At 40.2% G+C, this 25,038-nt stretch carries 25 protein-coding genes, 1 tRNA gene and 1 pseudogene; 14 read left to right on the top strand and 13 right to left on the bottom strand.

What is annotated here, in order from left to right; genetic code table 11:
* The 4 genes and pseudogenes from AAEZ18_RS13205 to AAEZ18_RS13220 all read left to right on the top strand — a co-directional run.
* Positions 1-249, top strand: a pseudogene (locus AAEZ18_RS13205) (cation transporter); the annotation flags it as partial.
* A 284-nt stretch (positions 250-533) separates the two neighbouring features.
* On the top strand, positions 534-911 hold the full coding sequence (locus AAEZ18_RS13210; RefSeq protein ID WP_010557530.1) for a MerR family transcriptional regulator: 378 nt from the start codon (positions 534-536) through the stop codon (positions 909-911).
* Positions 912-976: 65 nt separating this feature from the next.
* Complete coding sequence (gene merC, locus AAEZ18_RS13215) at positions 977-1,366, top strand: organomercurial transporter MerC (RefSeq protein WP_024601094.1); 390 nt, start codon at positions 977-979, stop codon at positions 1,364-1,366.
* Positions 1,354-1,569 (top strand): GDCCVxC domain-containing (seleno)protein, encoded by a 216-nt coding sequence (locus AAEZ18_RS13220; protein ID WP_089367994.1) that lies wholly within the window; start codon positions 1,354-1,356, stop codon positions 1,567-1,569. Before merC ends, AAEZ18_RS13220 begins: the two co-directional genes overlap by 13 nt.
* A 363-nt stretch (positions 1,570-1,932) precedes the next feature.
* Here AAEZ18_RS13220 and nth read toward each other — a convergent pair whose 3' ends face one another.
* The 9 genes from nth to AAEZ18_RS13265 form a co-directional block, all read right to left on the bottom strand.
* Positions 1,933-2,595, bottom strand: a complete 663-nt coding sequence (gene nth, locus AAEZ18_RS13225; protein ID WP_089367995.1) for an endonuclease III — start codon at positions 2,593-2,595, stop codon at positions 1,933-1,935.
* Between the two features lie 39 nt (positions 2,596-2,634).
* Positions 2,635-3,333, bottom strand: a complete 699-nt coding sequence (locus tag AAEZ18_RS13230) for an electron transport complex subunit E (protein ID WP_089367996.1) — start codon at positions 3,331-3,333, stop codon at positions 2,635-2,637.
* Positions 3,330-3,971: an electron transport complex subunit RsxG gene (rsxG, locus tag AAEZ18_RS13235; protein ID WP_011327787.1), complete on the bottom strand. Its 642-nt coding sequence runs from the start codon at positions 3,969-3,971 to the stop codon at positions 3,330-3,332. The genes AAEZ18_RS13230 and rsxG overlap by 4 nt, the downstream gene beginning before the upstream one ends.
* On the bottom strand, positions 3,968-5,026 hold the full coding sequence (rsxD, locus tag AAEZ18_RS13240) for an electron transport complex subunit RsxD (RefSeq protein ID WP_089367998.1): 1,059 nt from the start codon (positions 5,024-5,026) through the stop codon (positions 3,968-3,970). Before rsxD ends, rsxG begins: the two co-directional genes overlap by 4 nt.
* Positions 5,023-7,443, bottom strand: coding sequence for an electron transport complex subunit RsxC (rsxC, locus tag AAEZ18_RS13245; protein ID WP_350595395.1), 2,421 nt, complete (start codon positions 7,441-7,443; stop codon positions 5,023-5,025). Before rsxC ends, rsxD begins: the two co-directional genes overlap by 4 nt.
* Positions 7,444-7,451: 8 nt before the next feature.
* Positions 7,452-8,006 carry an electron transport complex subunit RsxB gene (rsxB, locus tag AAEZ18_RS13250; protein WP_011327790.1) on the bottom strand — a complete coding sequence of 185 codons (555 nt, stop codon included), beginning with the start codon at positions 8,004-8,006 and terminating at the stop codon, positions 7,452-7,454.
* A gap of 1 nt (position 8,007) precedes the next feature.
* Entirely contained in the window at positions 8,008-8,589 is a 582-nt protein-coding gene (gene rsxA, locus AAEZ18_RS13255) for an electron transport complex subunit RsxA (protein ID WP_011327791.1), read from the bottom strand.
* A gap of 264 nt (positions 8,590-8,853) precedes the next feature.
* Positions 8,854-10,797, bottom strand: coding sequence for an EAL domain-containing protein (locus tag AAEZ18_RS13260; protein ID WP_011327792.1), 1,944 nt, complete (start codon positions 10,795-10,797; stop codon positions 8,854-8,856).
* Between the two features lie 150 nt (positions 10,798-10,947).
* Positions 10,948-11,024 (bottom strand) — tRNA-Asn (locus tag AAEZ18_RS13265).
* 1,049 nt (positions 11,025-12,073) lie between these two features.
* Between AAEZ18_RS13265 and AAEZ18_RS13270 the strand changes: the two genes are divergently transcribed.
* The 4 genes from AAEZ18_RS13270 (at position 12,074) to AAEZ18_RS13285 (ending at position 17,737) form a co-directional block, all read left to right on the top strand.
* The gene (locus AAEZ18_RS13270) at positions 12,074-13,450 is read left to right on the top strand and encodes an MATE family efflux transporter (RefSeq protein WP_182683230.1); all 1,377 of its coding nucleotides are present in this window, start codon (positions 12,074-12,076) and stop codon (positions 13,448-13,450) included.
* Positions 13,447-15,441 (top strand): excinuclease ABC subunit UvrB, encoded by a 1,995-nt coding sequence (gene uvrB / locus AAEZ18_RS13275; protein WP_011327796.1) that lies wholly within the window; start codon positions 13,447-13,449, stop codon positions 15,439-15,441. The genes AAEZ18_RS13270 and uvrB overlap by 4 nt, the downstream gene beginning before the upstream one ends.
* A 2-nt stretch (positions 15,442-15,443) precedes the next feature.
* Complete coding sequence (locus AAEZ18_RS13280; protein ID WP_011327797.1) at positions 15,444-16,382, top strand: class I SAM-dependent methyltransferase; 939 nt, start codon at positions 15,444-15,446, stop codon at positions 16,380-16,382.
* Between the two features lie 308 nt (positions 16,383-16,690).
* On the top strand, positions 16,691-17,737 hold the full coding sequence (locus tag AAEZ18_RS13285) for a hypothetical protein (RefSeq protein ID WP_350551187.1): 1,047 nt from the start codon (positions 16,691-16,693) through the stop codon (positions 17,735-17,737).
* Here the strand turns inward: AAEZ18_RS13285 and AAEZ18_RS13290 are convergent.
* Entirely contained in the window at positions 17,732-17,974 is a 243-nt protein-coding gene (locus AAEZ18_RS13290; RefSeq protein WP_089368003.1) for a hypothetical protein, read from the bottom strand. The genes AAEZ18_RS13285 and AAEZ18_RS13290 overlap by 6 nt on opposite strands.
* Positions 17,975-18,159: 185 nt before the next feature.
* Here AAEZ18_RS13290 and AAEZ18_RS13295 point away from each other — a divergent pair, with 185 nt between their 5' ends.
* Positions 18,160-18,609 carry a methyltransferase family protein gene (locus tag AAEZ18_RS13295; RefSeq protein WP_089368004.1) on the top strand — a complete coding sequence of 150 codons (450 nt, stop codon included), beginning with the start codon at positions 18,160-18,162 and terminating at the stop codon, positions 18,607-18,609.
* A 47-nt stretch (positions 18,610-18,656) separates the two neighbouring features.
* Here AAEZ18_RS13295 and queC read toward each other — a convergent pair whose 3' ends face one another.
* Positions 18,657-19,313, bottom strand: coding sequence for a 7-cyano-7-deazaguanine synthase QueC (gene queC, locus AAEZ18_RS13300; protein WP_011327802.1), 657 nt, complete (start codon positions 19,311-19,313; stop codon positions 18,657-18,659).
* A 146-nt stretch (positions 19,314-19,459) separates the two neighbouring features.
* Between queC and queE the strand changes: the two genes are divergently transcribed.
* The 4 genes from queE to AAEZ18_RS13320 all read left to right on the top strand — a co-directional run bounded on the left by queE (position 19,460) and on the right by AAEZ18_RS13320 (position 22,284).
* A complete protein-coding gene (gene queE, locus AAEZ18_RS13305) occupies positions 19,460-20,125 on the top strand; it encodes a 7-carboxy-7-deazaguanine synthase QueE (protein ID WP_089368005.1) in 666 nt (221 codons plus the stop codon).
* 194 nt (positions 20,126-20,319) lie between these two features.
* Positions 20,320-21,063, top strand: coding sequence for a class I SAM-dependent DNA methyltransferase (locus tag AAEZ18_RS13310; RefSeq protein WP_089368006.1), 744 nt, complete (start codon positions 20,320-20,322; stop codon positions 21,061-21,063).
* A 413-nt stretch (positions 21,064-21,476) separates the two neighbouring features.
* Positions 21,477-21,938 carry a flavodoxin family protein gene (locus tag AAEZ18_RS13315; protein WP_089368007.1) on the top strand — a complete coding sequence of 154 codons (462 nt, stop codon included), beginning with the start codon at positions 21,477-21,479 and terminating at the stop codon, positions 21,936-21,938.
* A 103-nt stretch (positions 21,939-22,041) separates the two neighbouring features.
* Entirely contained in the window at positions 22,042-22,284 is a 243-nt protein-coding gene (locus AAEZ18_RS13320; RefSeq protein ID WP_011327807.1) for a DUF2789 domain-containing protein, read from the top strand.
* Between the two features lie 251 nt (positions 22,285-22,535).
* On the opposite strand, the gene bcp is transcribed toward AAEZ18_RS13320, so the two are convergent.
* Both bcp and AAEZ18_RS13330 read right to left on the bottom strand, forming a co-directional pair.
* Complete coding sequence (bcp, locus tag AAEZ18_RS13325) at positions 22,536-23,015, bottom strand: thioredoxin-dependent thiol peroxidase (RefSeq protein WP_011327808.1); 480 nt, start codon at positions 23,013-23,015, stop codon at positions 22,536-22,538.
* Between the two features lie 14 nt (positions 23,016-23,029).
* Complete coding sequence (locus tag AAEZ18_RS13330; protein WP_011327809.1) at positions 23,030-23,566, bottom strand: glycine cleavage system transcriptional repressor; 537 nt, start codon at positions 23,564-23,566, stop codon at positions 23,030-23,032.
* A gap of 353 nt (positions 23,567-23,919) precedes the next feature.
* On the opposite strand from AAEZ18_RS13330, the gene bamC reads away from it, so the two are divergent.
* Positions 23,920-24,978: an NlpB/DapX family lipoprotein gene (gene bamC / locus AAEZ18_RS13335; RefSeq protein ID WP_350551195.1), complete on the top strand. Its 1,059-nt coding sequence runs from the start codon at positions 23,920-23,922 to the stop codon at positions 24,976-24,978.
* Positions 24,979-25,038 lie beyond the last annotated feature (60 nt).

Raw genomic sequence — 25,038 nt, forward strand, 5'->3', positions numbered from 1 at the left:
TGTCTTGTGATCATACGCAAACAAAGAAATGAAGAAGTGCATATGCGGGCAAGCTGGATATTTTCAGCCAACGATGTGATTGCCAACTTAGGTGTTATCTCTGCTGGCGCTTTGGTGTTTTGGCTCGATTCTCGATGGCCTGATCTGGTTATCGGTGTGATAGTTTCGTGCGTTGTGTTGCGCGGGGCAAAAATGATCCTCGAAGATGCTGGAAATGAAAGACAGCGAGCGCTTAATGCGCAAAGTTGATAAGAACATGCCAATTTTTAATTGCACATCAAAACTGCGTAGGTTGGCATGGCTACTTATTACTTTGCTCATGTGTCAATCGGGCTTTTCGTTCGCCGCTCAATGCGATGAATACTCTAAAACGTTTTTGTCCATCGACGATTTATCAATATAACTCACCTTTGCCCCAAAACGTGTTGAGGCGAATGCCTCAAAAGAGCGAAAACCAGTCATTGTAGTTCGAGCAATTTTACTTCGTATTGATATACTAATGTCATGATTAAAGTTGATTTTATGGTTGGACGATGAAAACAATAGGCAAGTTGGCTAAAGAACTTGATATAGGCGTAGAAACTATACGGTTTTATGAGCGGGAAGGCTTGATAAAACAGCCTCAAAAACCTCAAAATGGTTATCGTGTCTATGACGACTCAATCACCAAACAATTACAATTCATCTGTAAGGCCAAAGCACTTGGCTTTACTCTAAAAGAAGTGGCTTCATTGATGTCAATGGATGGCGATTGTGCCAAAGTAGAATCCCTAGGCTTGCTGAAATTGAACGTAATTCAAAATAAGATAGCTGACCTTCAACGCTTAGAAGTCGTCATAAAAGAAATGACTAATTCATGCCGCAACAATAACGATCAATCCCACTGCCCAATAATCGATTCGCTAAAATAGTATTGACTCCGTACCTACCTACGGAGTTCATACTCAAATCATTCAAATAATGTTAGACGTTAAAAATGATTAATAAGATTTTAGATAAAGTTAGCTCAGGTGGTGTTTGGCTTGCGGCTCTTAGTTGTACGGGGTGCTTCCCCGCACTCGGCTCGTTAGCATCAGCATTAGGATTAGGCTTTCTCTCTCACTTTGAGGGAATTGCTGTAAATACCTTGTTACCTATATTTGCAACTCTGGCATTGTTGGTAAATTTGTATAACTGGTATAAAAACCAAAATCATGCGAGAGGTATTCTTGGGGTTATTGGCCCTATAGCGGTTTTGTTAACCCTCTATCCACTATGGCAATACGAATGGAGCACTTATTTGTTTTATGTAGGTATTTGTTTGATGATTGTAATGTCCGTATTAGACATTGTTAAACCTTTGAAGGAGCAAACATGCAAAGTATAGAGTTAAATTCTACCATTACTTGCCCTGAGTGTGGCTTCAGTAAAACTGAAGAAATGCCAATCAACGCTTGCCAGTGGTATTATGAATGTGAATCTTGCAAAGTTCTCCTAAAGCCTTTGAAAGGCGATTGTTGCGTATATTGCTCTTATGGAACAGTGAAATGCCCGCCAATTCAAGAAGGTCAAAGTTGTTGCGATAGCTAAATGACAGTCTATTAATGGCAATGAGAAGGCATAAAAAGAAATAGTGAAATGTCAGCAATCGTATCATTGCAGCCTTTATCACTAAGTCACTCAAGGGCTGCTTTTGGCACAAACCAGAAATAGCTTCCAATGAATTCTGTATTTAAATTTTAGGTTTAAGCTGGGCTCTAATTAATAAATCATAATCTAATTGCAACACCTTGCTTAAATTCAAATTATTCTTAAGTTAACGCAAATTTTCAATTTAACTGGTGCTGGCCTAATAAAGGCTCATATGAGAACCAAATAGCCAACTTATTAAATGGAAACTAAAAAATGTGGCTGTTAAAAGGTTTATACTAACTAAAAAGTAACTACTCTTAGCTATGACTCAGTTTTCTCTTTATAGTCACACAAATCCTCGATTATACAGCTTCCACATTTTGGTTTTCTCGCTGTACACGTATAGCGCCCATGTAAAATAAACCAATGATGGAGGTTAAACATAAACTCTTTTTTATTTGGCGTATTTTTAATTATGGCCTGTTCTGTCTGCTCAACAGTTTTACCTTTAGCGTAACCCGAACGGTTTGCAAGACGTTGGATGTGAGTATCTACTGCTAAAAAGTATCTACCTTCATTATCCTTTAGCCAGCCAAACGCGGTGTTGAGTACTACGTTTGCGGTTTTTCGGCCGACGCCTGGTAGGGCTTCTAGTGCTTCTCGGTTTTCGGGAACTATGCTGTTGTGTTCATCCACCAAAATTTGGCACATTTTATAAACGTTTGCGGCTTTAGAATTAAATAAGCCGATGGTTTTTATATAATCTCGCAGTGTATCGTGGCCTAAATCTAAAATGGCTTGTGGTGTGTTAGCCACAGGGAACAACTTTCGAGTAGCTTTGTTAACGCCTACATCGGTTGCTTGCGCTGAGAGCGTTACAGCGACAAGTAACTCAAACGGGCTTGAGTATTCAAGCTCGGTTTCTGGATGCGGGTTATCGTCGCGTAAGCGAGTAAGAATTTGGTGGCGTTTTTCTTTATTCATATTACTTAAGCGCACACCTTATTAATGTGCGCTTTTCCTTTAAGTTAAGCTAGTAACACGAGCACGAGGGCCTTTTTCAGGCTCTGGTGGGGTAACTTGTTTTGACTTTATTTGTGCGTCAATTACATTTTTAGCGGCAATAAGTAGCCCAAGACCTAAAAAGGCACCCGGTGGTAAAATTGCGAGTAAAAATTGATTATCAAAGCTAAATACTTCAATGCGTAGGCTTTGTGCCCAAGGGCCAAGTAACAAGTCGGCGGCATCAAATAAAGTGCCTTGCCCAATTAGCTCGCGCATTGCGCCTAAAACAACAAGCACAATCATAAAGCCCAAACCCATCATTAGCCCATCAAACGCCGATAAGTGAACTGGGTTTTTAGATGCGTATGCTTCAGCGCGACCAATAATGGCGCAGTTAGTAACAATTAACGGAATAAAAATACCTAACGACTGATAAAGCCCATAGGTATAAGCGTTCATTAATAGCTGCACTATAGTTACAAAGCCGGCAATAATCATGACAAATACCGGTATACGAATATCTTTAGGTACCCAGTTTCGCACTATTGATACACTAATGTTAGAACCTACTAAAACAAGCAGTGTAGCCAGCCCTAAGCCAAGTGCGTTAGTAACTGTAGACGTAACAGCAAGCAATGGGCAAAGGCCTAATAGCTGTACTAGGGCAGGGTTGTTGACCCACATACCGTCTTTATATAGTGTTTTTAATTCACTCATTTAGTTACCTCTACACATTGGGCATTAGGTGCTGCAAAAATAGCATCAAATTCACTTTGAGCAAATAATACGGCATTTTTTACCGAGCCAACCACAGCGCGAGGTGTAATAGTTGCACCGGTAAATTGATCAAACTGGCCACCGTCTTTTTTAACCGCCCAACGTGCATCGCTACTGCTTTGTACAGTTAACGTTTTAAAGCTAGTGATCCACGGTGATTTTTTAACTTCTACTTTATCGCCTAGGCCTGGAGTTTCTTCGTGCTTAGTGGTACGCACACCGGCAATACTACCATCACTTAAAACCGCGGTTAGTAAGTTAATATCACCACTGTAACCACTTGGCGTTACGTGCCTTACAATAAGGGCTACAGGTTCATTGTTTTTACGGGCACGGTAAACTATTTGATTAGCGTAAGGGCCTAGTCGTTCATCTGAAATAATAACGCAATCTGTTGTTAGCTCGTTGTCGTAAGTACTCGGGTCGAGCACTTCTTGTAATTGTGAAGTAAGGTGCAATAGCTCTTGCTCTGCTATTTTATCGGCGGTAAGCATATTAATAGAGGCAACCAGCCCTGTAGTCACTAATGCAAAAGCAGTTAAAATAGCGCCGTTTTTAGCCATAGAGGATAGTATCATTTTGCTGCTCCGTGGCCATAAGTGCGCGGCTGTGTGTAGTAGTCAATTAAGGGAACAGCAATATTGAGCAGTAATACACTAAAAGCAACAGCATCAGGGAAGCCACCAAAGGTGCGAATTAAATACACTAATAAGCCAATAGCTGCGCCATAAATTAAGCGCCCTTTATTGGTGGTGGCAGCCGACACCGGATCGGTAGCAATAAAAAATGCAGCCATCATAGTGGCACCACTTAATAGATGAAGTATTATGCCAGGCTCTGTACCGGGCGCTGCTATATAACCTATGCCACTGCACAGCGCTAAGCTTGCAATAAAACTTACTGGGATATGCCAGTTAATTATTTTTTCTTTTAAAAGGTATAAACCACCGGCTAAAAAGCCTAAGTTAACCCACACCCATCCATGTCCAGCCCACTCATTAAATATCGGCTTTTGCATGCTTTCGGTTACGGTTAAACCATGGGCAATATCTGTTTTAATAGTGTCCAGTGGGGTTGCCATAGTAATACCATCTATACCTGCACGTACTTGATCTAAACTAAAACCGGTGGCAGTAAAGTCGGTAAAAACAACCCTAAGCTGCTCGGTAAAACCAATCGGAGTATTTAATAACTCGGTAATTGGCATCCACGCGGTCATTTGTACCGGAAACGAAATTAATAATAATACATAAGCGGCCATAGCAGGGTTAAATAAATTAAACCCTAAACCACCATAGAGCTGCTTAACTATAACGATGGCAAATAAACAGCCAATAATAACTATCCACCAAGGGGCTAATGGCGGAATGCTCAATGCAAGTAGTACTGCGCTAAGCCACGCGCTGCCATCACTTAACGCGGGCCAAACGGGGCGTTTGCGAAGTAGCATTACTGCAGCTTCAAATACACTTACAGCAATCAGCGCTAATATGAGCTGAATAAGCACACCTGTACCAAAAAAGATGATCTGAGCAATTAGCCCAGGAATACACGCAGCAATAACGCAAAGCATTAATCGGGTTAACGATTTATGGCTATGGCTGTGAGGCGAACTGGCCATGGTTAATTTCACGACTGATCATTTCCTTCTTTTTGAGACTTTTTGGCTTTTGCTCGAGCAATAGCAGCAGCTACTGCGGCTTTTTTCTTGTCATCGTTCGCTTTAGGCTCGTCGGCTTTAGTACTAGATGCGGCGTCGTTATTCTCAACAGCGCTCGTTACTTGCGCATCATCAGTTGTACTTTCAGCATCGGCTAATGCTTTTGCGGCCTTTTTCGCTTTGGCGCGAGCAATGGCTGCGGCTACAGCGGCTTTTTTGTCATCAACGGGTGCATCGTTTTGTGGTGTATCGTCTGTTGTATTGTCAGCGTCTGCTAATGCTTTCGCTGCCTTTTTCGCTTTGGCGCGAGCAATGGCTGCGGCTACAGCAGCTTTTTTGTCATCAACGGGTGCATCGTTTTGCGGTGCATCGTCTGTTGTACTTTCAGCATCGGCTAATGCTTTCGCGGCCTTTTTCGCTTTGGCGCGAGCAATGGCAGCGGCTACAGCAGCTTTTTTGTCATCAACGGGGGCCTCGTTTTGCAGCGCATCATCAGTTGTACTTTCAGCGTCTGCTAATTGCGCGGCCTTTTTAGCTTTAGCGCGAGCTATGGCAGCGGCTACAGCAGCTTTTTTGTCATCAACGGGGGCCTCGTTTTGCAGCGCATCGTCAGTTGTACTTTCAGCGTTTGCTAGTTGTGCGGCCTTTTTAGCTTTAGCGCGAGCTATGGCTGCGGCTACAGCTGATTTTTTATCATCAGGGCTTGCTGGCTCATCACTTTGTGCTTTTTGCTCTTTATATTGTCGAGCTTGTTCTTTACGCAATGCGCGTTCTTTTGCTACTTCGCTATTATCAGGTTCAAGTGCATCGCCTTGTTGCTTTTTAGCTTTAGCACGGGCAATAGCAGCGGCTACGGCTGATTTTTCATCGCTATTAGCTGATTTACTTTTAACTCTTGCTAAAGCATCGGCTACTTTTTGTTTTTCGTCTGGTGTTTTAACTGCAGGCTTACGTTTATGGCGATTTTGCCGCTCAGCTTGTTCGCGATCAAGGCGCTCTTTTCGCGCATCAAAACGCTCTTTAGCACGATCTGCTTTAATTTTTTCTGCCTGCTGCTCTTTTATTTCTACCTTGGCTACCCGGTAGTACTGCACTAGCGGTATTTCACTTGGGCAAACGTAGGCACACGCGCCGCATTCTATGCAGTCAAACAAATTGTGTTCTTGTAGTTTGTCGTATTCTTTTGACTTAGCAAACCATTGTAATTGCTGAGGTAATAAAGAAGCAGGGCAAGCATCCGCACAGGCACTACAGCGTATACAGGCTTTTTCTGGGCCGGGCTCTGCAAGCTCTTTATGATCGGGCGCGAGTATACAGTTAGTGGTTTTTACCACGCCAATACGAATTGTTGGTAGGGTAAAGCCCATCATTGGGCCGCCCATAATTACTTGTTGCTGTGGTACAGGCGAAAAACCTTGGCAATCGAGCAAGTGCTTTATTTCGCTGCCTAATAAAGCCCATACATTTCCGGGTTTATGAATAGTATTACCCGTTACTGTGACTACGCGCTCAATTAAGGGTTTACCTTCATAAACAGCTTGTTGTATAGCAAATAAAGTACCGGTGTTATGTACCAGTATACCAACATCTGCCGGAATGCCATTATTAGGTACTTCGCGATTAGTAAGCAGTTTAATAAGCTGTTTTTCGCCACCAGAGGGATAAATAGTGGGCACTTTTTGCACCAATATTAAGCTATTATGCTCCGCTGCTTGTATCATTGCAGCAATTGCTTCTGGCTTGTTGTCCTCTATACCCACAATGCATAACGTAGGATTGAGCAGTTGTTGCATTAGCTCAATACCTTGCACTATTTGCTTGGCATGCTCGCGCATTAGCATGTCATCAGCTGTTATATAAGGTTCGCACTCAACCGCATTAATAATTAAAAACTCGATAGGTTGCTTAGTATCGGCTTTAACATAAGTTGGAAAACCAGCGCCTCCCATACCACTAATGCCCGCTTGATGAATAATATTAATAAGTTCATCGTGGCTTAGCGTTGCTGGGTTTTTAATTGGGTTAAGCTCGCACCATAAATCTTTACCATCGGGCTCAATTATTACACTAAGTTCAGGTAGGGCCGAAGGGTGCGCCGAAGGCATTAACTTTATGTCGGCTATTGTGCCTGAGGTTGGCGCATGCATAGGCACCGACCAGTTAGCTTTAGGTATGGTTAAAGCTTGGCCTTTTAAAACGTGCTGACCTTTCTCAACAATAAGTTTACCGTTAGCGCCTATGTGTTGTTTAAGTGCAACTACGAGTTTGTCGGGTAATGGCAAGCGAGTAATACTGGCACTATTAGAGAGTGATTTTTGTTGTGGTGGGTGAACGCCGCCAGGGAATGGCCAAACGACCCCTTTTTTTATTTGTTCAAGTAACTTATCCACTCAAACCTCTAATCTATTTGTGTAACGGGAATTGCATTTAACTGCCATTTCCAGTTTTGTTTAGTTTCGGCTACAGGGAGCATATCAATGCAATCTACAGGGCAGGGCTCTACGCATAAATCGCAGCCAGTACATTCGTCAATTAATACAGTATGCATTTGTCGAGTTGCACCAACAATGGCGTCAACTGGGCATGCTTGTATACACTTGGTACAGCCAATGCATTCGTCTTCGCGAATATATGCCACAGTTTTAATTGGTTCAGCTTGCTCTCCGCCAGCTAAGGGCTTGGGATCAACGCCCATTAATTCGGCGAGCTTTTTCATAGTAGCTTCGCCGCCAGGTGGGCATTTGTTTATTTCGTCGCCATTGGCAATCGCTTCGGCGTATGGCCTACAGCCAGGGTAGCCACATTGGCCGCATTGAGTTTGCGGTAAAATGGTATCAATTTGCTCAACAATAGGGTTACTTTCTACCCGAAAGCGGATAGCGGCAAATCCTAAAATTAGGCCAAAAACTAATGCCAGTGAGCCTAGTGCTATTAATGCATAAAACAAGGTCATATTAAAACTTCACTAATCCGGTAAACCCCATAAATGCCATCGACATTAAGCCTGCGGTAATTAAGGCAATAGAGGCACCTTTAAAGGGGGTAGGAACATCGGCCGCTGCAAGGCGCTCTCGCAGGGCAGCAAACAATACAAGTACTAACGAAAAACCAACTGCGGCACCAAAGCCATAAACCGCCGACTGTAAAAAGGAGTGATCTTCTTTAATGTTAAGTAATGCAACGCCTAGCACAGCACAGTTTGTGGTTATAAGGGGTAAAAAAATACCCAGCAAGCGATATAAAGTAGGGCTTGTTTTACGTACTACCATTTCGGTAAATTGTACTACTACAGCAATCACTAAAATAAAGCTCATGGTGCGTAAATAGGTAATATCCAACGGTATTAAAATATATTGGTTAACTAAGTAGCTGGTTACAGAGGCAAGGGTAAGCACAAAAGTGGTAGCCAAAGACATACCTATAGCCGTGTCTAGTTTACTCGACACGCCCATAAACGGACACAAGCCTAAAAATTGTACTAATACAAAGTTATTAACCAGAACAGTGCCAATCAATAACAATACATATTCTGTCATGTGTGCCTCGCGCTATTAAAATCCAATGCATTATCCTTTTTTCTGCCGAGATAAACAACATGTGGAGTAGTTATCAGTCAAATAAATAAGGTAAAATAATTAACGCATAATGAAGATGTAAAATTACTGTAATTTGTTTGTAGAGTTTATTTAACGTTATGGTTTTAGTATGGGTGACAGTACTGAAAATAAAGCAAAAAAAGAGCAACAAGTGCTCTTTTTATTAATTAAATAACCTGAACTTGGGTTAACTACGCCCTTATATCAAATGTCTTTAGGTTTTTCTATGTAGTAACCTTGTACACCATCTAAGCACAGGGTTTCTATAATGTGCTTTTCTTCTTGGCTTTCGACCCCTTCAGCAAAAACACTTACACCAATCCTGTGTGCTAAATCGACCATTAAGCGCATAAAATACTGATTGTTTTTATCATCTTCTAGGCCGCGGGTATAACTGGCATCCATTTTAATAAAGTCTGGTTTTAAATCGCGGAAAAACTTAAACGATGTTAAGCCAACACCAAAACGCTCAACTGTTATGCGAGCACCCACGCGATGAATCATGTCAATAAAGCGTTTACTCGCTTTAATGTTTTGTTGTAGCCCAAATTCACTTACTTCAAAAACAAGTTTTGATGCAATATGGGTATCTTTTAATAATCGGCGTTCTAACCAAATTACAAACTGGTCGTTGTGCGCACTTGAAGGCGTAACATTTAAACCAAAAAACTTTTCTGAAAGATTTCGGCTTTTTATTTTCTCAAGTGATGAGTCAATAATTAGCCTGTCGATTTCTATAGCCATATCAAGTTTTTCGGCCATGGCTAAAAATGAGGCTGTAGGTAGCATTTGATTATCTTCGGTTTTAAATCGTACCTGAATCTCAGCATACGCTTTAATATTTTTGCCCAAAGGCATAATATTTTGCATTACTAAATGCACACGTTTTGCTTCAATTACTTCATTTATAACTTTGCGCCAATTTTGATTACCAAATCCAGCACTTACATTATTAATTAAATCGCTTTCGCGCTGTACATGCCAAGCGTTTGCATGTTTTGATTGCGCCATACTCATGGCGTTATCTACTACCGAAAGTAACTCACCAAGTGGTTTTGCTTTTTCGTAACCCACAATACCAGTATTAGCTACTGAGCTGAGCTCTTGGGTTTGTTGATACTGAGTAAAGCGAGATTGTAAGTTTTCACCAAAACGTTCGGCTTCTTTTAGCGGTATATTAGGTAATACAGCTACAAAATCAGAACTATTAAGTCTAAATACTTGGCTGCCAGTGTAGGTGCCACTAATGTGCTTAATAATATCAGCCACACCTTTAATGTATTCATCACCTTTTTGATAACCGCGGGTTTGGTTAATAGATTGCAGTTCACTACACCTAATTAAAGCGAGTGTACCAAAAGTGCTTTTTTCGCTGTTTTCTATATTTTTTTCATAATACTCAACAAACATATTCCGATTGCCTAAATCGGTTACACCATCTTTATAGGCTTGGTGTTTTATTGTGAGTGCTGCGTTTTGCAGATCTTCATTTTTACTTTTCAAAAAGTGCGATAAACGATTAAAGCTAGGAACTAAGCTCTTTCCTTGGCTTTTGAGCCTGCTTGTATCAAGGCTGACTTCTAGGTCATGATCTAACTGGTTTTGATTTATATAAACATCAATAACATCAGCCACGTCCATACTAATTCTTTTATTTACTCTATGAGAAAGGGTCTTCATTAACGCCATAGGAATAAGGACTAAAAAAGTACTAACAAGCACAATAATAAAAAACGCGCTTTGTAATAAGTGTGCAAAACGTTGCACATTAAGTGTAAATTCTACTTTTATATCAGTATTACTACCGCTTACAAACTGGGGACGTACCGAGTTAAAATTTGTTTGTACAAATTCGGCAATAAAAGGCAGTGCAGGGGAATGCGTTACTTTAAATACTTCAGCTCCTTGATTGTCTCTGAGGATGAAGTTTGCAAAAGTATCGTTATTAGTAATAGCGCGTTTAAAATTGTTTGTTGATATATCAGATAAAGTTAAACCATCTATATAATTTTGGACTGTAGCTTGTGCATTTTTTTGCGCTTCGTTAACTGTGTAATTAAAGCTAATAGCTATAAAATAACTACCAACGGCAACACATGCTAACCAAGAGAGTATTTGTATTAATATGAGTTTTTTAAAGCCTGCCATTTTTTCAATCTTTTAATTGTCAGAAAGGGAAGGAATCAAATCCTTGATTTATAAACTAATCGTAACACGAAAATTGAGTGAATATACTTTAGTTATTAATCAGAAAGGGTAGTAGATATTGAGAGGAATGTCTATGAAATTATTAGCAATTGGCTCCCCCTCCCCGACTCGAACGGGGGACCTGCGGATTAACAGTCCGTCGCTCTAACCAACTGAGCTAAGGGGGAAGCGTCTTGCCTTTCAACGGGGCGAAATATTAATGATCCAGCCGCAAAGTGTCAACACATAAAAGATCATAAATACAAAAAAGAACTCTATTCGTTGTTTTTGTGTTCGATCTGCACGTTTTATAGCACAAATGCCAAAATTAAAGCGCGTCATTTTTATGAAAAAGTACTTTTGGTTTTAAAAATTATTAAATTAAAGGGCGTATTTACTTAATTTAAAATATAAAAAACAGCCATTACACCTAAAAATAGCGCTCAATATTACAAAAACATTACCGTAAAGAGCTTACACAGGCAGAGTGGTTTTTAAAATTTAACGCTTAAAATCGATTTAATACTTAAATTCCATAAAAAACGAATACGGCAAAAACTAAAAATATCTTTATTTAATTACTTATTAGTTAATAATTAGCCAATCGCAAAGGTTTGTACAAAAACAACACAATCAATAGCTTAAATAATTTTATTTACACCTTTAGGTTGCTCAATAAGGTGGTGATTGCAGCTAACAGCAAGCTTTACATTAAAGCCCAAGAAAGTTTTCATATTGGTAACGTGGATAAGTTTAATACGGCATTTTATTTGATCCGCTGTAACCCCTTTATAAATGCGGCTTTGAATGAGTTATCCACGGTTTCTGTGGATAACTCTGTTTATTAAACTTTATGAACTTCAGTACCCCCAGTATTTTAGGGGGCTGCAACGATTTCAAGTCTTTAAGAATGTTTTTTTAAATCATTAAAAAACAGTGTGTTACGAATTGATGCTGAAAGCGACTCTAACGATAAGTAAAACTTTTCGTGACGATAAAGTAAAAAAATATGTTGTGTGATAATGCACCATTTATGAAGCGTTAAATGTTATAAAAGTAATTTAAATGATATATATTTGTTTTTTGGCGCTCTCAAGGTGAATTTATACGCTAAGGCTTGAAAATAAAGCTTTACTCCTTAGTTAGGTATTTAGCCCTCTATACTCAATAAAGCATGGCTTGAATTGCCCAGATGCTTTAAAATGTTTAGCTCAGTAAAAAGAGGCCAACTTATTCTATGCGCGTAATTTCAGAAAAACATACTCGCCCTGATTTACTCAATGATCCTATCTCGCCAACACTAAAAAAAATGACCATTCCAATGATATTTGGCTTGGTGTCGTTGATGATGTTTAACATTGTTGATACGTTTTTTATTAGCTTATTAGGAACAGAGCCATTAGCAGCCGTGAGCTTTACATTTCCGGTTACTTTTATGGTAATAAGCTTAGCCATTGGTTTGGGCATAGGCACTTCTGCGGTTATTGCAAAAGCCTTGGGCAGCCACAAAGTAAATGAAGCGCGTTTTGATGCCAGTATTTCTTTATTGGTGGCTGTGATTTTGGTACTTATATTATCTTTTTTTGGTTATGTGTTTATTGACCCCATATTTACTTTACTAGGGGCTGGTGAAAACGTATTACCGCTAATACATCAGTATATGAATGTATGGTTTTTAGGCAGCGTGTGTTTAATAACACCTATGATTGGCAACTCGGTATTACGTGCCAGCGGCGACACCAAAACGCCTAGCTTTGTGATGGGCGGGGCAGGGCTAATAAATGCCATTTGCGATCCTATACTTATTTTTGGCTTTGGACCTATTCCGGCATTAGGTATTGAAGGCGCTGCTATTTCCAGTGTTATTGCCTGGTCAGTAGCGGTAGTGATTATTTTATATATATTACTAAAAAAACGTTTATTGAGTTTAAAAGCAGGTAAACAAACGGTTATTGGCTCTATTAGTAAAATATTAAAAATTGGTTTGCCTGCGGCAGGGGCAAATATGCTTACGCCAGTTGCAATGGCAGTAATGACCGCATTAGTGGCTCATCATGGACCCGAAGCGGTTGCTGCATTTGGGGTAGGGAGTAAAATAGAATCTATTGCCAGCTTGTTAGTATTGGCGCTTTCGATGACATTACCGCCATTTATAAGCCAAAACTTTGGTGCTAGTAAATTATCCAGAGTGAAAGACGCCTACACCGGCACCTTAAAATTTGTAATGGTTTGGCAGTTTATTATTTATATATTACTAATTGCTAGTGCAGGCGTGTTAAGCCAGTTATTTGGTAAAGAACAAGCCGTTATTGATGTTATAAAACTATTTATTTACACCATTCCATTAAGTTACGGCTTGCAAGGGGTGATCATATTATCAAACTCATCGTTTAATGCTTTACATAAACCGATGAACGCATTGTTTTTAAGTATTATTCGTTTATTTATTTTTTATTTACCCTTTGCGTATATAGGCAACGAACTTGCTGGCTTATTGGGGTTATTTATTGGCGCTGCTGTGGGTAACTTGTTTACCGCTTTGGTGGCCTATAAATGGTTTATGAAAGAGCTTGAAACATTAAGTAACCAATCGTTACAGGAGTGCAGTCATTGAGCGATCATTTTCAACTAAAGTCACACTTTAAGCCTGCGGGAGATCAGCCCACCGCGATTGCGCAGTTATGCGAAGGACTTGAGGCCGGGCTTGCTCATCAAACCTTGCTAGGTGCTACCGGCACAGGTAAAACCTTTACCATGGCTAACATTATTAACGACTTAAACCGTCCAACGATAATAATGGCACATAACAAAACCTTAGCCGCGCAACTTTACGGGGAAATGAAAGAGTTTTTTCCTAAAAACGCAGTTGAATATTTTGTTTCTTATTACGATTATTACCAGCCAGAAGCCTATGTGGTTTCTAGTGATACGTTTATAGAAAAAGACGCATCTATTAACGAACACATTGAGCAAATGCGCTTAAGTGCTACAAAGGCACTGCTTGAGCGCCGCGATACTATAATTGTAGCCTCAGTGTCGGCCATTTATGGTTTGGGCGATCCAAAATCATACATGAAAATGATGCTACTTTTAAAAGTGGGCGAAAAAGTGGATCAGCGCGATATGCTACGCCGCTTAGCCGAAATACAATATACCCGTAATGATGTAGACTTTAGCCGCGGCACGTACCGAGTACGTGGCGAAGTGGTTGATATATTTCCTGCAGAATCAAGCACATTTGCGATACGTGTAGAAATGTTTGATGACGAAATAGAACGCTTAAGTATTTTTGACCCCCTCACAGGCGCAATTGAAAAACACATAGTGCGCACCACTATTTACCCTAAAACACACTATGTAACCCCGCGTGAAAAAATTCTTGGTGCTATCGAAAAAATACAAGAAGAGCTAAAAGATCGCCGAGCACAGCTATTAAGTGCCAATAAATTGGTAGAAGAGCAGCGCGTAACACAGCGTACGCAGTACGACATTGAAATGATGCGCGAGCTTGGTTATTGCTCAGGCATAGAAAACTACAGCCGTTACTTATCGGGGCGTACACCGGGCGATCCGCCGCCAACTTTACTTGACTATTTACCCGACGATGCATTAATGATTATTGATGAATCGCATGTAACAGTGTCGCAAATTGGCGCGATGTACAAAGGCGACAGAAGCCGCAAAGAAAACCTGGTTGAATATGGTTTTAGAATGCCATCGGCTATGGATAACCGCCCACTGCGCTTTGAAGAATTTGAAGCTATTTCGCCACAAACAATTTATGTATCGGCAACCCCAGGCGATTTTGAATTAGATCGCTGCGTAGGCGCAATTGCAGAGCAAGTAATTCGACCAACAGGACTGCTTGATCCACTTATTGAAGTGCGCCCAGTGGGGGACCAGGTTGACGACTTGCTTTCAGAAATTTATAAAAGTGTTGAGAAAGGTGAGCGGGTACTGGTTACCACGCTAACCAAACGTATGTCGGAGGATTTAACCGACTACTTAAGTGAGCACAATGTAAAAGTGCGCTACCTTCACTCAGATATAGACACCGTAGAGCGAGTCGAAATTATTCGCGATTTACGCGCTGGAGTATTTGATGTGTTAGTAGGCATTAACTTACTACGTGAAGGCCTCGATATGCCAGAAGTAGCACTGGTGGCAATTCTTGATGCCGATAAAGAAGGCTTTTTACGCTCAGCGCGCTCTATTATTCAAACCGTAGGCCGCGCCGCACGTCATTTAGAAGGGCGCGCAATTTTATACGGTGACCGAATTACAAAATCGATGGCTAAGGCGATGGACGAAACCGCACGTAGGCGCGAAATTCAGCATGCTTATAATATTGAACACGGTATTGAACCACATTCGTTAGCCAAAAAGATTCTAGATTCGATGGACGTAGGCGAAGAAGCAGGGCCAAAAGATAACCTTAGACTCATTCGTAAAGAGTCTAAAAAAGTCCTTAGTGCTAAAGAAATCACAGTGCAAATTAAGCAACTCGACAGTAAAATGCACGCTTACGCCAGTGATCTAGAATTTGAAAAAGCAGCCTCAGTGCGTGATGAAATACACGAACTCCAACAACAGTTGATAAATTAACTATGACCCCTAATTTTACTCCACTTATTGACGCATTAGCCGATGCCCCTTTATTAAAAAATGAGCTGTGCCGCGTGTTTCATGGCCGCGGCCATAGCGTAGAAGCGCTAAGCCATATTAACTTAGACTTTTACCCACCTAGTTTGTTTTTAGTGTCTTATGATGAAATAGATGAGCCAACGCTGAGCGAACTAACCAGTGTGCTGTGGCAATGGGCGCAGCAACATCACCCTGAGCTTATTACTGCGCTTGTGTATCAGCAGCGCGCGGGTGTACAAAGCCAAAATACTCTGGTTTATGGGCAATTGCCTAGCCAACATGTGGTAAAAGAAAACGGTATTGGCTTTTTAGTTGATTTAACCAGCCGCCAAAATACTGGAATATTTCCTGATATGCGCAGCGGCCGTGAGTTTGTGCAAGCAAACAGTAAACAGGCAAAAGTACTTAACTTATTTTCGTATACCTGTGGGTTTTCGCTGGCGGCAATGCAAGGCGGAGCCGATCATGTAATGAACATGGATATGAGCAAAGGCGTGCTTAGGGTGGGTAAACAAAATCATCAGCTCAATGGCTTTAATAAAGGGGTGAGCTTTTTACCGCATGATATTTTAAAGTCGTTTGGTAAATTAAAAAAAGCAGCGCCGTTTGATCTCATTATTGTTGATCCGCCAAGCTTTCAAAAAGGCAGCTTTATTTTAACGAAAGACTATCAAAAAGTACTGCGCAGATTACCTGAGCTATTAAGCGATACAACCCAGCTATTACTTTGCGCTAACAGCCCAGAGCTTAGTGAAGAGGCTTTTAAAGCCTTAATTACAGAGCACACAGAGGGCGCTATTGAGTTTGTTGAACGGTTAGCTGCTACAGAGCGTTTTATTGAAGTAGATCGTGACAGAAGCTTAAAAGCGCTTGTTTATAAAACATCGCAAACAGTAGCCTAATTTAAATTATGACTCTTAATTAATAACCAGTTTTTAGTTATTAGTTACCAGTAAAAAATGAGCCGTGGCGCAATGTTATAATACATGCGCCATTTTTATTACTAAGGCACTATTTACCTAAAGTAGTGTTTATGAGGGTAATGGGTAATTTTATTTTTACGACAGGCATTCCTGCACCCGATCATCACAAACGCAGAGCTTAATTAATTAAATATTAGCCACTTAGAATTGCACATAAATGTGATCTAATATTGCCGCTAATAACGTAAATAGCTACAGACAATATATTGCCATGTGCGAACTAATTTATGCCAAATAAAAACAGCCACCGTATACCTCTCGTCAATAATAAAAAATGGCAATACAGTTACGAGCAGCCAATTTCGTATGCCCCTTTGGTGCAATTAAAGAATAATAATTGGGTTGTTCCACAGCATTTTTTACGCTACCAACACACACTTGAAAGTGTTAATACAGTGCTTGAAAATATCGACTTTTCGGCGCACTTTAGAGTGGTTGCTGCCCAGCAAAATGAACAGCTTTACTTACAAGTGGCAGTGCTTAGCCCAGACAACTATTCAAATAATTCAAACTGCGAGAAAAATAGCGCAGCTAACAAAAATCACACTCGCGCAAAAAAATTATTATTTGGCAGGCGCTGGCTAGTAGAAAAAAACCTACCAACCTCAGAGCTTATTCAAACTGCGTTTTTAGCACTTAAAATAGCACGAGAGCACGAAGTGCGAGAGCTGCTGCAATTAACGCATAAAGGGGCAACAAGTACGCCATTTAATAACCATCACGACTTGTCATTAATGGCGCAAAACCCTGAGTTGGTAAGTAATAGCACTGATCAAGCGAGCGCTCAATCGATAGCTAAACGGCTGATATTTGCCGGTATGAGCATAGTGATTAAAAACCATCAAGTAATAACCAGTAAGCAGCACTTATATACGCTTGAGCTTAATTGTAGTGATTGCCAATTAAATGAGTTTAATAATAAAACCATGGCATTTTTAACAACCGATACATCGGCAAATAGCTTTTTACATGGCTTTATTACAGCGCTTGTAGCCATTAGTAACGAGTATGTAAGCGAGCACTTTAAATATAAAAATTTTGCACGCTTTAGCAAACAGGTAATGGCCGAGCAAATAGGGGAGTTAAGTGTAGCTATACGTTCGCCAGACGCGCTAGGCTTGTGCTCTATGGGCAAGCAGCACGCTAATCAATTAAACTTTGAAATAGACAGCACCCGAGCACCACAGGGCTGTGGTCAGGTTATTGGTGGTTTTTTAGCTGCCCACGGTATTGAGCAGCCAGAAAACGCCCATTTATATGAAAATTATTTATAGTTTATTTATTTCTTGTTTTACGTCAAAGCTTGAATCGGTAACTATGGTTTCAAGGGTTTGCACACGCTCTTTTAATGCTTGAACTTGCGCATTTACTTCAGCAAGGTGCTTATTAGCATCGCTATTATTATTTTGCATACGGTGTTTAAATTCTAAATGTTTTTTGTACATATCGTATATAACTCCAGAGCCAACAGATATAAGTACAATTAATACAATCATGGTAGTGCCCGACATAACCGCTTCCTGTTAATTACTTTGGTTAAAGTATAACCGTAATACATTTACGATAAAGCGCCTAATTGTAACTTTATTTTTCTAAATGTTGATTGCCGGTGTGCTGGTAGTTTATACATTGGCTATATTGTGTAATGATTAAGCAAAGAGTTTGCCCCTTTTATTAACTAATTAAGTGAGCTGCTATGTTAAATAATAAAATTCCTCCACTTGTTGTTGTGCTTTTTTTTGCATTAATAATGGCCTTAATTGCACATTATAGTGTGATTGATTTTAGTGCCTTTATTTTATATTTAACGGTGAGTTTAGTAACTATAGGCTGCGTATTTTGTATTGCCGGATTGGTTAGTTTTCGTTTGGCTAACACCACAGTAAACCCAAGTAAACCAGAGCAAGCGACAAGTTTAGTTACCAGTGGCGTTTATAGGTTTTCTCGTAACCCTATGTATGTGGGTTTTGTATTTATACTACTAGGGTGGGGTATTTGGTTAAGCTCGTTATGGGCACTTTTGTGTGTGGCGGGTTTTATTGCCTACTTAACACTGTTTCAAATTATTCCTGAAGAGCGGGCGCTTACTCAGCTCTTTGGTGAGGATTACATCCAATACAAAAACAAAGTAAAACGCTGGCTATAAACAAGCACCCATAAAAAAGGCTATCGATGATAGCCTTAATAAATTGTTTATTCGTATTCTAGCGGGTCGGTTAAGTTATTGACCTCAAATGCTTCTAAGCGCTCTTGGCATGCTCCACATTTACCACAGGCTTTTTCACGGCCGTTATAACAGGTCCATGTTTGGCTGTAATCTAAGCCCATTGCAATACCATCGGTTAAAATATCAATTTTTGTATTGTTTAAATACGGGCTAAAAATTTCTACGGCATCGTAGTTGGCAATGCGGCACACATCATCCATTTTTTGCACAAATTCAGGACGACAATCAGGGTAAATCGCATGATCCCCAGAGTGGGCACCATAATAAACCTGGCTCGCTTTAAGCGACACTGCATAACCTACCGCTAAAGACAGTAAAATCATATTACGGTTTGGCACTATTGTGCTTTTCATGCTGTCTTCTTCGTAATGGCCTTCTGGCACGTCAATATCATCAGTTAAAGATGAGCCGCCAATAATTTGATTAATAGCCGAAATATCAACAATTTTGTGTGGCACATTTAATTGCTTACATACCTGGGCTGCCACCTTAAGTTCTTTTACATGACGCTGACCATAGTCAAACGATAAGGCATAAACATCATGTCCTTGTTGCAGGGCCTTATTTAATACGGTAAATGAATCCATACCGCCGGAATAAATAACTACTACTTTTTGCGTCATATCTGGTTTTGCTCTTTAGTTTTAATAGAGGTTTATATCAGGGCACGATATACTACATGCCCACGGCATAAATAACAATTTTTGCGCTGCGCTATTTAGTCCTTAATGGTAGCAATTTTGCTGCTTGATCGTAAGTGAGTTCTCTTTTGTACAAAATAAATGAAGTGTTTGAAACCATCCAAGGTGAAGCTAGTTATACTGGTACACCGTCTATATTTTTGCGTTTGCAAGGTTGCCCAGTAGGGTGCTCTTGGTGCGATACAAAACAAACATGGGATGTTGATAATGTGTACAAAGTGTCGCTTGACGAAACAGTAGAAAAAAAAGCCGATTCAGATCATTGGGCACAAGCCAGCGCAGCAAACATATTAGCGTTATTTCAATCACGTGGTTATACCGCAAAGCATGTGGTGATCACAGGTGGCGAGCCTTGCATGTACGACTTAAACCCAGTGTGTAATTTATTGCACGAAAACGGCTTCAGTACGCAAATAGAAACCAGCGGCACCTTTGAAATACTTGCCCCAGCGCAAACTTGGGTTACTGTATCGCCAAAAATTAATATGCGCGGCGGTTTTGAGGTACTTACAACCGCCATGCAGCGCGCCAACGAAATTAAACACCCCGTTGCCATGCAAAAGCATGTAGAGGAGCTAGAAGAGCTGTTTGTTAAAACGGGTGTTAACCCTAAATTGGTTTATTTACAGCCTATTAGCCAAAAAGAGTCAGCAACTAAACTGGCTATTAAAACCTGTATTGCTAAAAACTGGCGCTTATCAATTCAAGTGCATAAGTATTTAGGGATTAACTAATAATTAAGCCGGGTTTTAAGTGATTAGCTTTGAGCTAATACCAGCTCGGCGTTAATTTATATTACGTAGGTCGGATAAGCGAAGCGCCATCCGACACCCTTAATTACATCTACCCTAAAGCTTACTTCGCTAATACTAATAACTAGTTTACTATGCGCCACCCAAATTACTTACCCTTTAATAACTAGGCCAATATGTCCGCAAATGCTTTATACACAGATCTCTCTGGTTACTATGACTTAATGTGCGCTGATATAGATTATCAAGCTCAAAGCCATTTTATTAAACGGTTACACCAAATTTTTGGTAATGGCGCAAATACACACCTAGATTTAGCGTGTGGCACAGGCCCGCATGTACGGCATTTTATTAATTTTGGCTATACAAGCAGTGGCCTCGACATTAATCAACCTATGCTAGATAGAGCCGCTATTCGCTGCCCAGAAGCACAATTTACATTGCAAAATATGAGCGAGTTTACCGTAGCGCAGCAGCAAAATTTAATTACCTGTTTTTTGTATTCAATTCACTACTGTGATGGCATTGAAAAATTAAAAGCATGTATCATCAGCGTACATAACGCACTAAAAGCCGGTGGCATGTTGTGTTTTAACGCAGTTGATAAAAATACTATAAATAACGATTCATTTGTAAAACATACAGCAACTAGTGAAAATAGTTTATTTACCTTCAGCTCTGGCTGGCATTACAGTGGCACGGGCGAAAAACAGTCGCTAAAACTGCGTATTGAAAAAACCACAAGCGATGAAACATTCATCTGGAATGATGAACACCCCATGGTGGCGCTTAGCTTCACCGAGCTAAAAGCAGTTTTGCAGCCTTATTTCGAAATCCATATATTTGAGCATAACTATGAGCAAATAACCCCGTGGAATGGTAATTCGGGCAATGCTATTTTTGCTTGCGTAAAAATTTAAGACAAACGACGTAGGTTGGGTAGAGCGTAGCGAAACCCAACGAATACCCACCCCCTAATAAACCCGCATTATATATTTGAAAACGTAGGTCGGATAAGCGAAGCGCCATCCGACACAGCAAAATATCTTGCCAATTATTATCAGCATTTAGCGTTGTCGTACGACTGGAGATCAGTCGTTAATTAATCGTGATGTCTGAAGTCAAGATTTGACCCCTTTGTCTCTTTGTCTCCACAGGCGGCATTTTTTCACATGGCCCTTGCCGAGCAGTGGCAATTTGCGCCGGTATTTTATCTAATGACATAGTATTAACTTATCAATGGCTTTATCTTATAGTATAAAAATTCTACTCTACCGGCAGTAACACAGCTGGCGAAAAACAGTTGCCGCTAAAACACAAAAGCAGGAAAACTATGAAAACACTGTTAATTGTTGCCCATGCGCCCTCTAAAAATACCCAGTTAATGGTTAATGCTGTTTTGACAGGGGCACAGCATCCAGAAATTGAGCAAGTACAAGCACGCTGGGTATCACCATTAAACGCCACACCTGAAGATGTATTAGCTTGCGATGCGATAATTATGGGCACGACGGAAAACCTCGGTTATATGAGTGGCGCATTGAAAGATTTTTTTGACCGTTGTTATTACCCTTGCCTAGATGTAAAACAGGGTTTGCCTTGTGCATTATTTGTTCGTGCTGGTAACGATGGTACTGGTACTTGCCGAGCAGTTGAATCAATTTGTAGTGGCTTGCGTTGGCACTGGGCTCATCCACCATTAGTGTGTCGTGGCGACTGGCAACCAGCGTTTCTTGAGCAATGCGAAGCGTTAGGTATGACCATAGCAGCTGGGCTTGATGTGGGGATTTATTAACGAACCAAAACACAGGGTAAGCCGCGTGCTCTACCCAGGCTGAGTATACTTACCCGGGCCAATATGCTAAGGTTTAAATTAAAATAATTGTAGGAGAAACAAAATGTTAGCAGAATCAGAATATACGATGAATAACTTGTTTGCGCAATTAGGATTAGACAGTTCGGATGACGCCATTAATGAGTTTATCGAAAAAAATCAATTAGCAGCAGGCGAATCATTAAAAGAATCTAAGATTTGGAATGATAGCCAACGCACGTTTCTCCAAGAGGAATGGGATAAAAACAGCATGTGGACTCAAGTCATCGATGATTTAAATTTACTTTTGTCAAACGTCGCTGAGTAAATAAATTTGCAGTAATTATCAGATAATAGATATGTCGATCTTGGGCGTAGCGAATGTAGAACAAAAACCAAGAGCCGTAGGGGTCAAATCTTGACTTCAGACATTATCATCATTGAGCGTTTGATAGTCGCTGTGAGTTTACCTTTCGATGAAAAGTATAATTTAATCAACACCCACAAAAAAGCGTTGCCCTTGAGCAACGCTTTTTTATGTCTAATTTCTAACAGCGAGTAACTTACTCTGCCGCTAACTTATTCTGCTGCGAGATAATCCAACACTACCTGATGGTGATCTTTGGTTTTAAACTTATCGAACAGGTGTTTAATTTTGCCGTCTTGACCGATTAAGAACGTCAGGCGGTGTATGCCGTCGTATTCTTTGCCCATAAATTTTTTGTAGCCCCAAATTCCAAATGCATCTGCAATGGCGTGATCTTCATCTGAGAGTAAATCGAAGTTAAGTTCTTTTTTAGTTTCGAAATTTTTAAGGCGTTTAATTGGATCTGGGCTTATGCCTACTACGCGGGTGTTAAATTTTGCCAGTTCTGCTTGCTGGTCGCGTAGGTTTTCGGCTTGTACGGTACAGCCTGGTGTTGACGCTCTAGGGTAAAAATAAACCAGTACTTGTTGCTGTTTTAACAACTCGCTTAAGGTGATTGTTTCGTCGTTTTGGTTTTGTAAGCTAAAAGCGGGGGCGTTGTCGCCGGCTTGTAATGGGCTGATTTTGTTCATGCTTGCTCCTTAATTTAACGAATACGTCTAAATATATAGTCTACGTTGAGAAGGTGAGAAAGTTTTTCAAAACTAATTTTAAATTGGTCTACATCTACTTCAACAGGAATATTAAACTCTAGTTCACAGCGCATTCTCATTACTGCTTCTTCGTCATCATAAGTGTCTGACTTTAGTGAGCAAATAATAATATTGTTGTCTGCAAAAAAGCGCGTAACTTTACTCAAAGTGCCGGGTGTGTCGGTGCCTGTGTACTCTAGTGTGTAACCGGCGCGAAACGCTCCTTGGTTATGACTTGCTGTGCGCTTCATCATAGTGAGCAAACCCAGTTCCATCGCTTTGGTAGGCAGGGTATGTTCTATGCGGCTAATGGCCGACATGTCACCGCTAAGTAGCATGATAAATGTAAATTCGTTACCTAAAATAGCAATGCGGCTATCTATTATATTACAGTGGCAATCGCTTACTAGCTGAGTTAACTCACTAACTATGCCAGACCTGTCTTCGCCAATAGCTGTTAAAACAATTTGATGATTTGAGTGTGCAGTCATGGGTTTAAATACCTAAGTTACTTGAATTACAACAGCGCAGTTGGCAACACAAAAAGTAAACACATAAAGTTGCGTGGCGGCGAAGTTTAACACAAAAACGTGTTTAAACTACACAGGCTGCTAATTTAGCAGTTTAAAAGTACAGTGTTTCTTGTTTTTACAAGCATGGGAAAGTACCATAGCCCAAATGTGTCTATTTGTTGCTTACTTTTGTTAACAGAGGTGAGTATTAAGCAACCAGGCAACCAAATTATAACTGTAAAGTTAATATTGATTTTACACTGAACCAAATCGGCATTACCCACTCATATACTTGTTAAAACAATTAAAGGGTATGCTAAGGAGAAATATCTGTGCAGTATTGGATCCCAAAAGCACTAACAGTAAGTGTATTGGTAAGTTTATCAGGATGTAGTGTATTTACTAATGATGCACATGACGAGCGTAATTATCGCGCTCATGAAGCAGTAAAAGTGCCTGCATCGTTATCACAACCCGCTCAAGATCCAACATATAAAATGGATGTAGGCCAATATAGTAATAATCCAGATGCTACAAATTACCGTCCGCCTGCTCAAGTACTTACAGTAGCAAAGGGTAGTTGGGTTGAAGAAACAGATAAAAACGCCCGTGTTTATTTTGATAAAAACGATGGTATTGATGACCTAGATGAGTTTATTTGGGAGTCTATTAATGCGGTTTTAGCCGACAATAACACGCAAGCGACTAAAGCAGACAAGCTACTAGGCATTATAGAAACAGATTGGTACGCTATTATTAAGCCAGAAGAAAGCTGGTTATGGAATAGCGACGAAAGTGTTGATTTAGAACGCTTTAAATTTACAATTGAAGAAAAGTCGCATCAGCGTACGGCTTCATTAAGTGCTGAACTTATTGACTTTAAAGGTGATGAGCCTTTAAGTGATTTATTTAAGCAACAGTTAGAAGTGCGTGCACTTAACCAAGTTATTAGCGAGTTTGATTATCGTTATCGTCAACTTGAAGTTGATATGCGCAAACGCCAAGGTATTATTTCTTTAGAAATGGGCTTTGATAACAAAGGTAATGCAGCACTTGTAACTGAGCAGTCGTATGAAACTGTATTTGACCGTTTTTCAGGGTTTTTAGAGCGCTTGTCGTTCACTATTGTTGAAATTAACCCAGATACAGGCTTAATTACGGCAGATTATAAAAAACCAGAGTCAAGTGTATGGGATTCTATTTGGGGTGACGAAGTAACCCAATTACCTATTGATGAAGGTCAATATCAAATATTAGTAAGTAAAACCAAACAAGGCGGCACTAGTCTGACCTGGATGGATGAACAAGGCGATACGCTTGAGCCAGGTACTATGAATGGTTTACAGCAAGCATTAGTGGCTGCACTCATTCAGCGCGGTATTAATATTTAATAATAATAAGTTTTTACCACAAAAAGAGCACTTTGCTCTTTTTGTGGTTTTTATAGGTTA

It is taken from the genome of Pseudoalteromonas sp. 19-MNA-CIBAN-0066 (assembly GCF_040308705.1).
Classification (GTDB): domain Bacteria; phylum Pseudomonadota; class Gammaproteobacteria; order Enterobacterales; family Alteromonadaceae; genus Pseudoalteromonas; species Pseudoalteromonas nigrifaciens.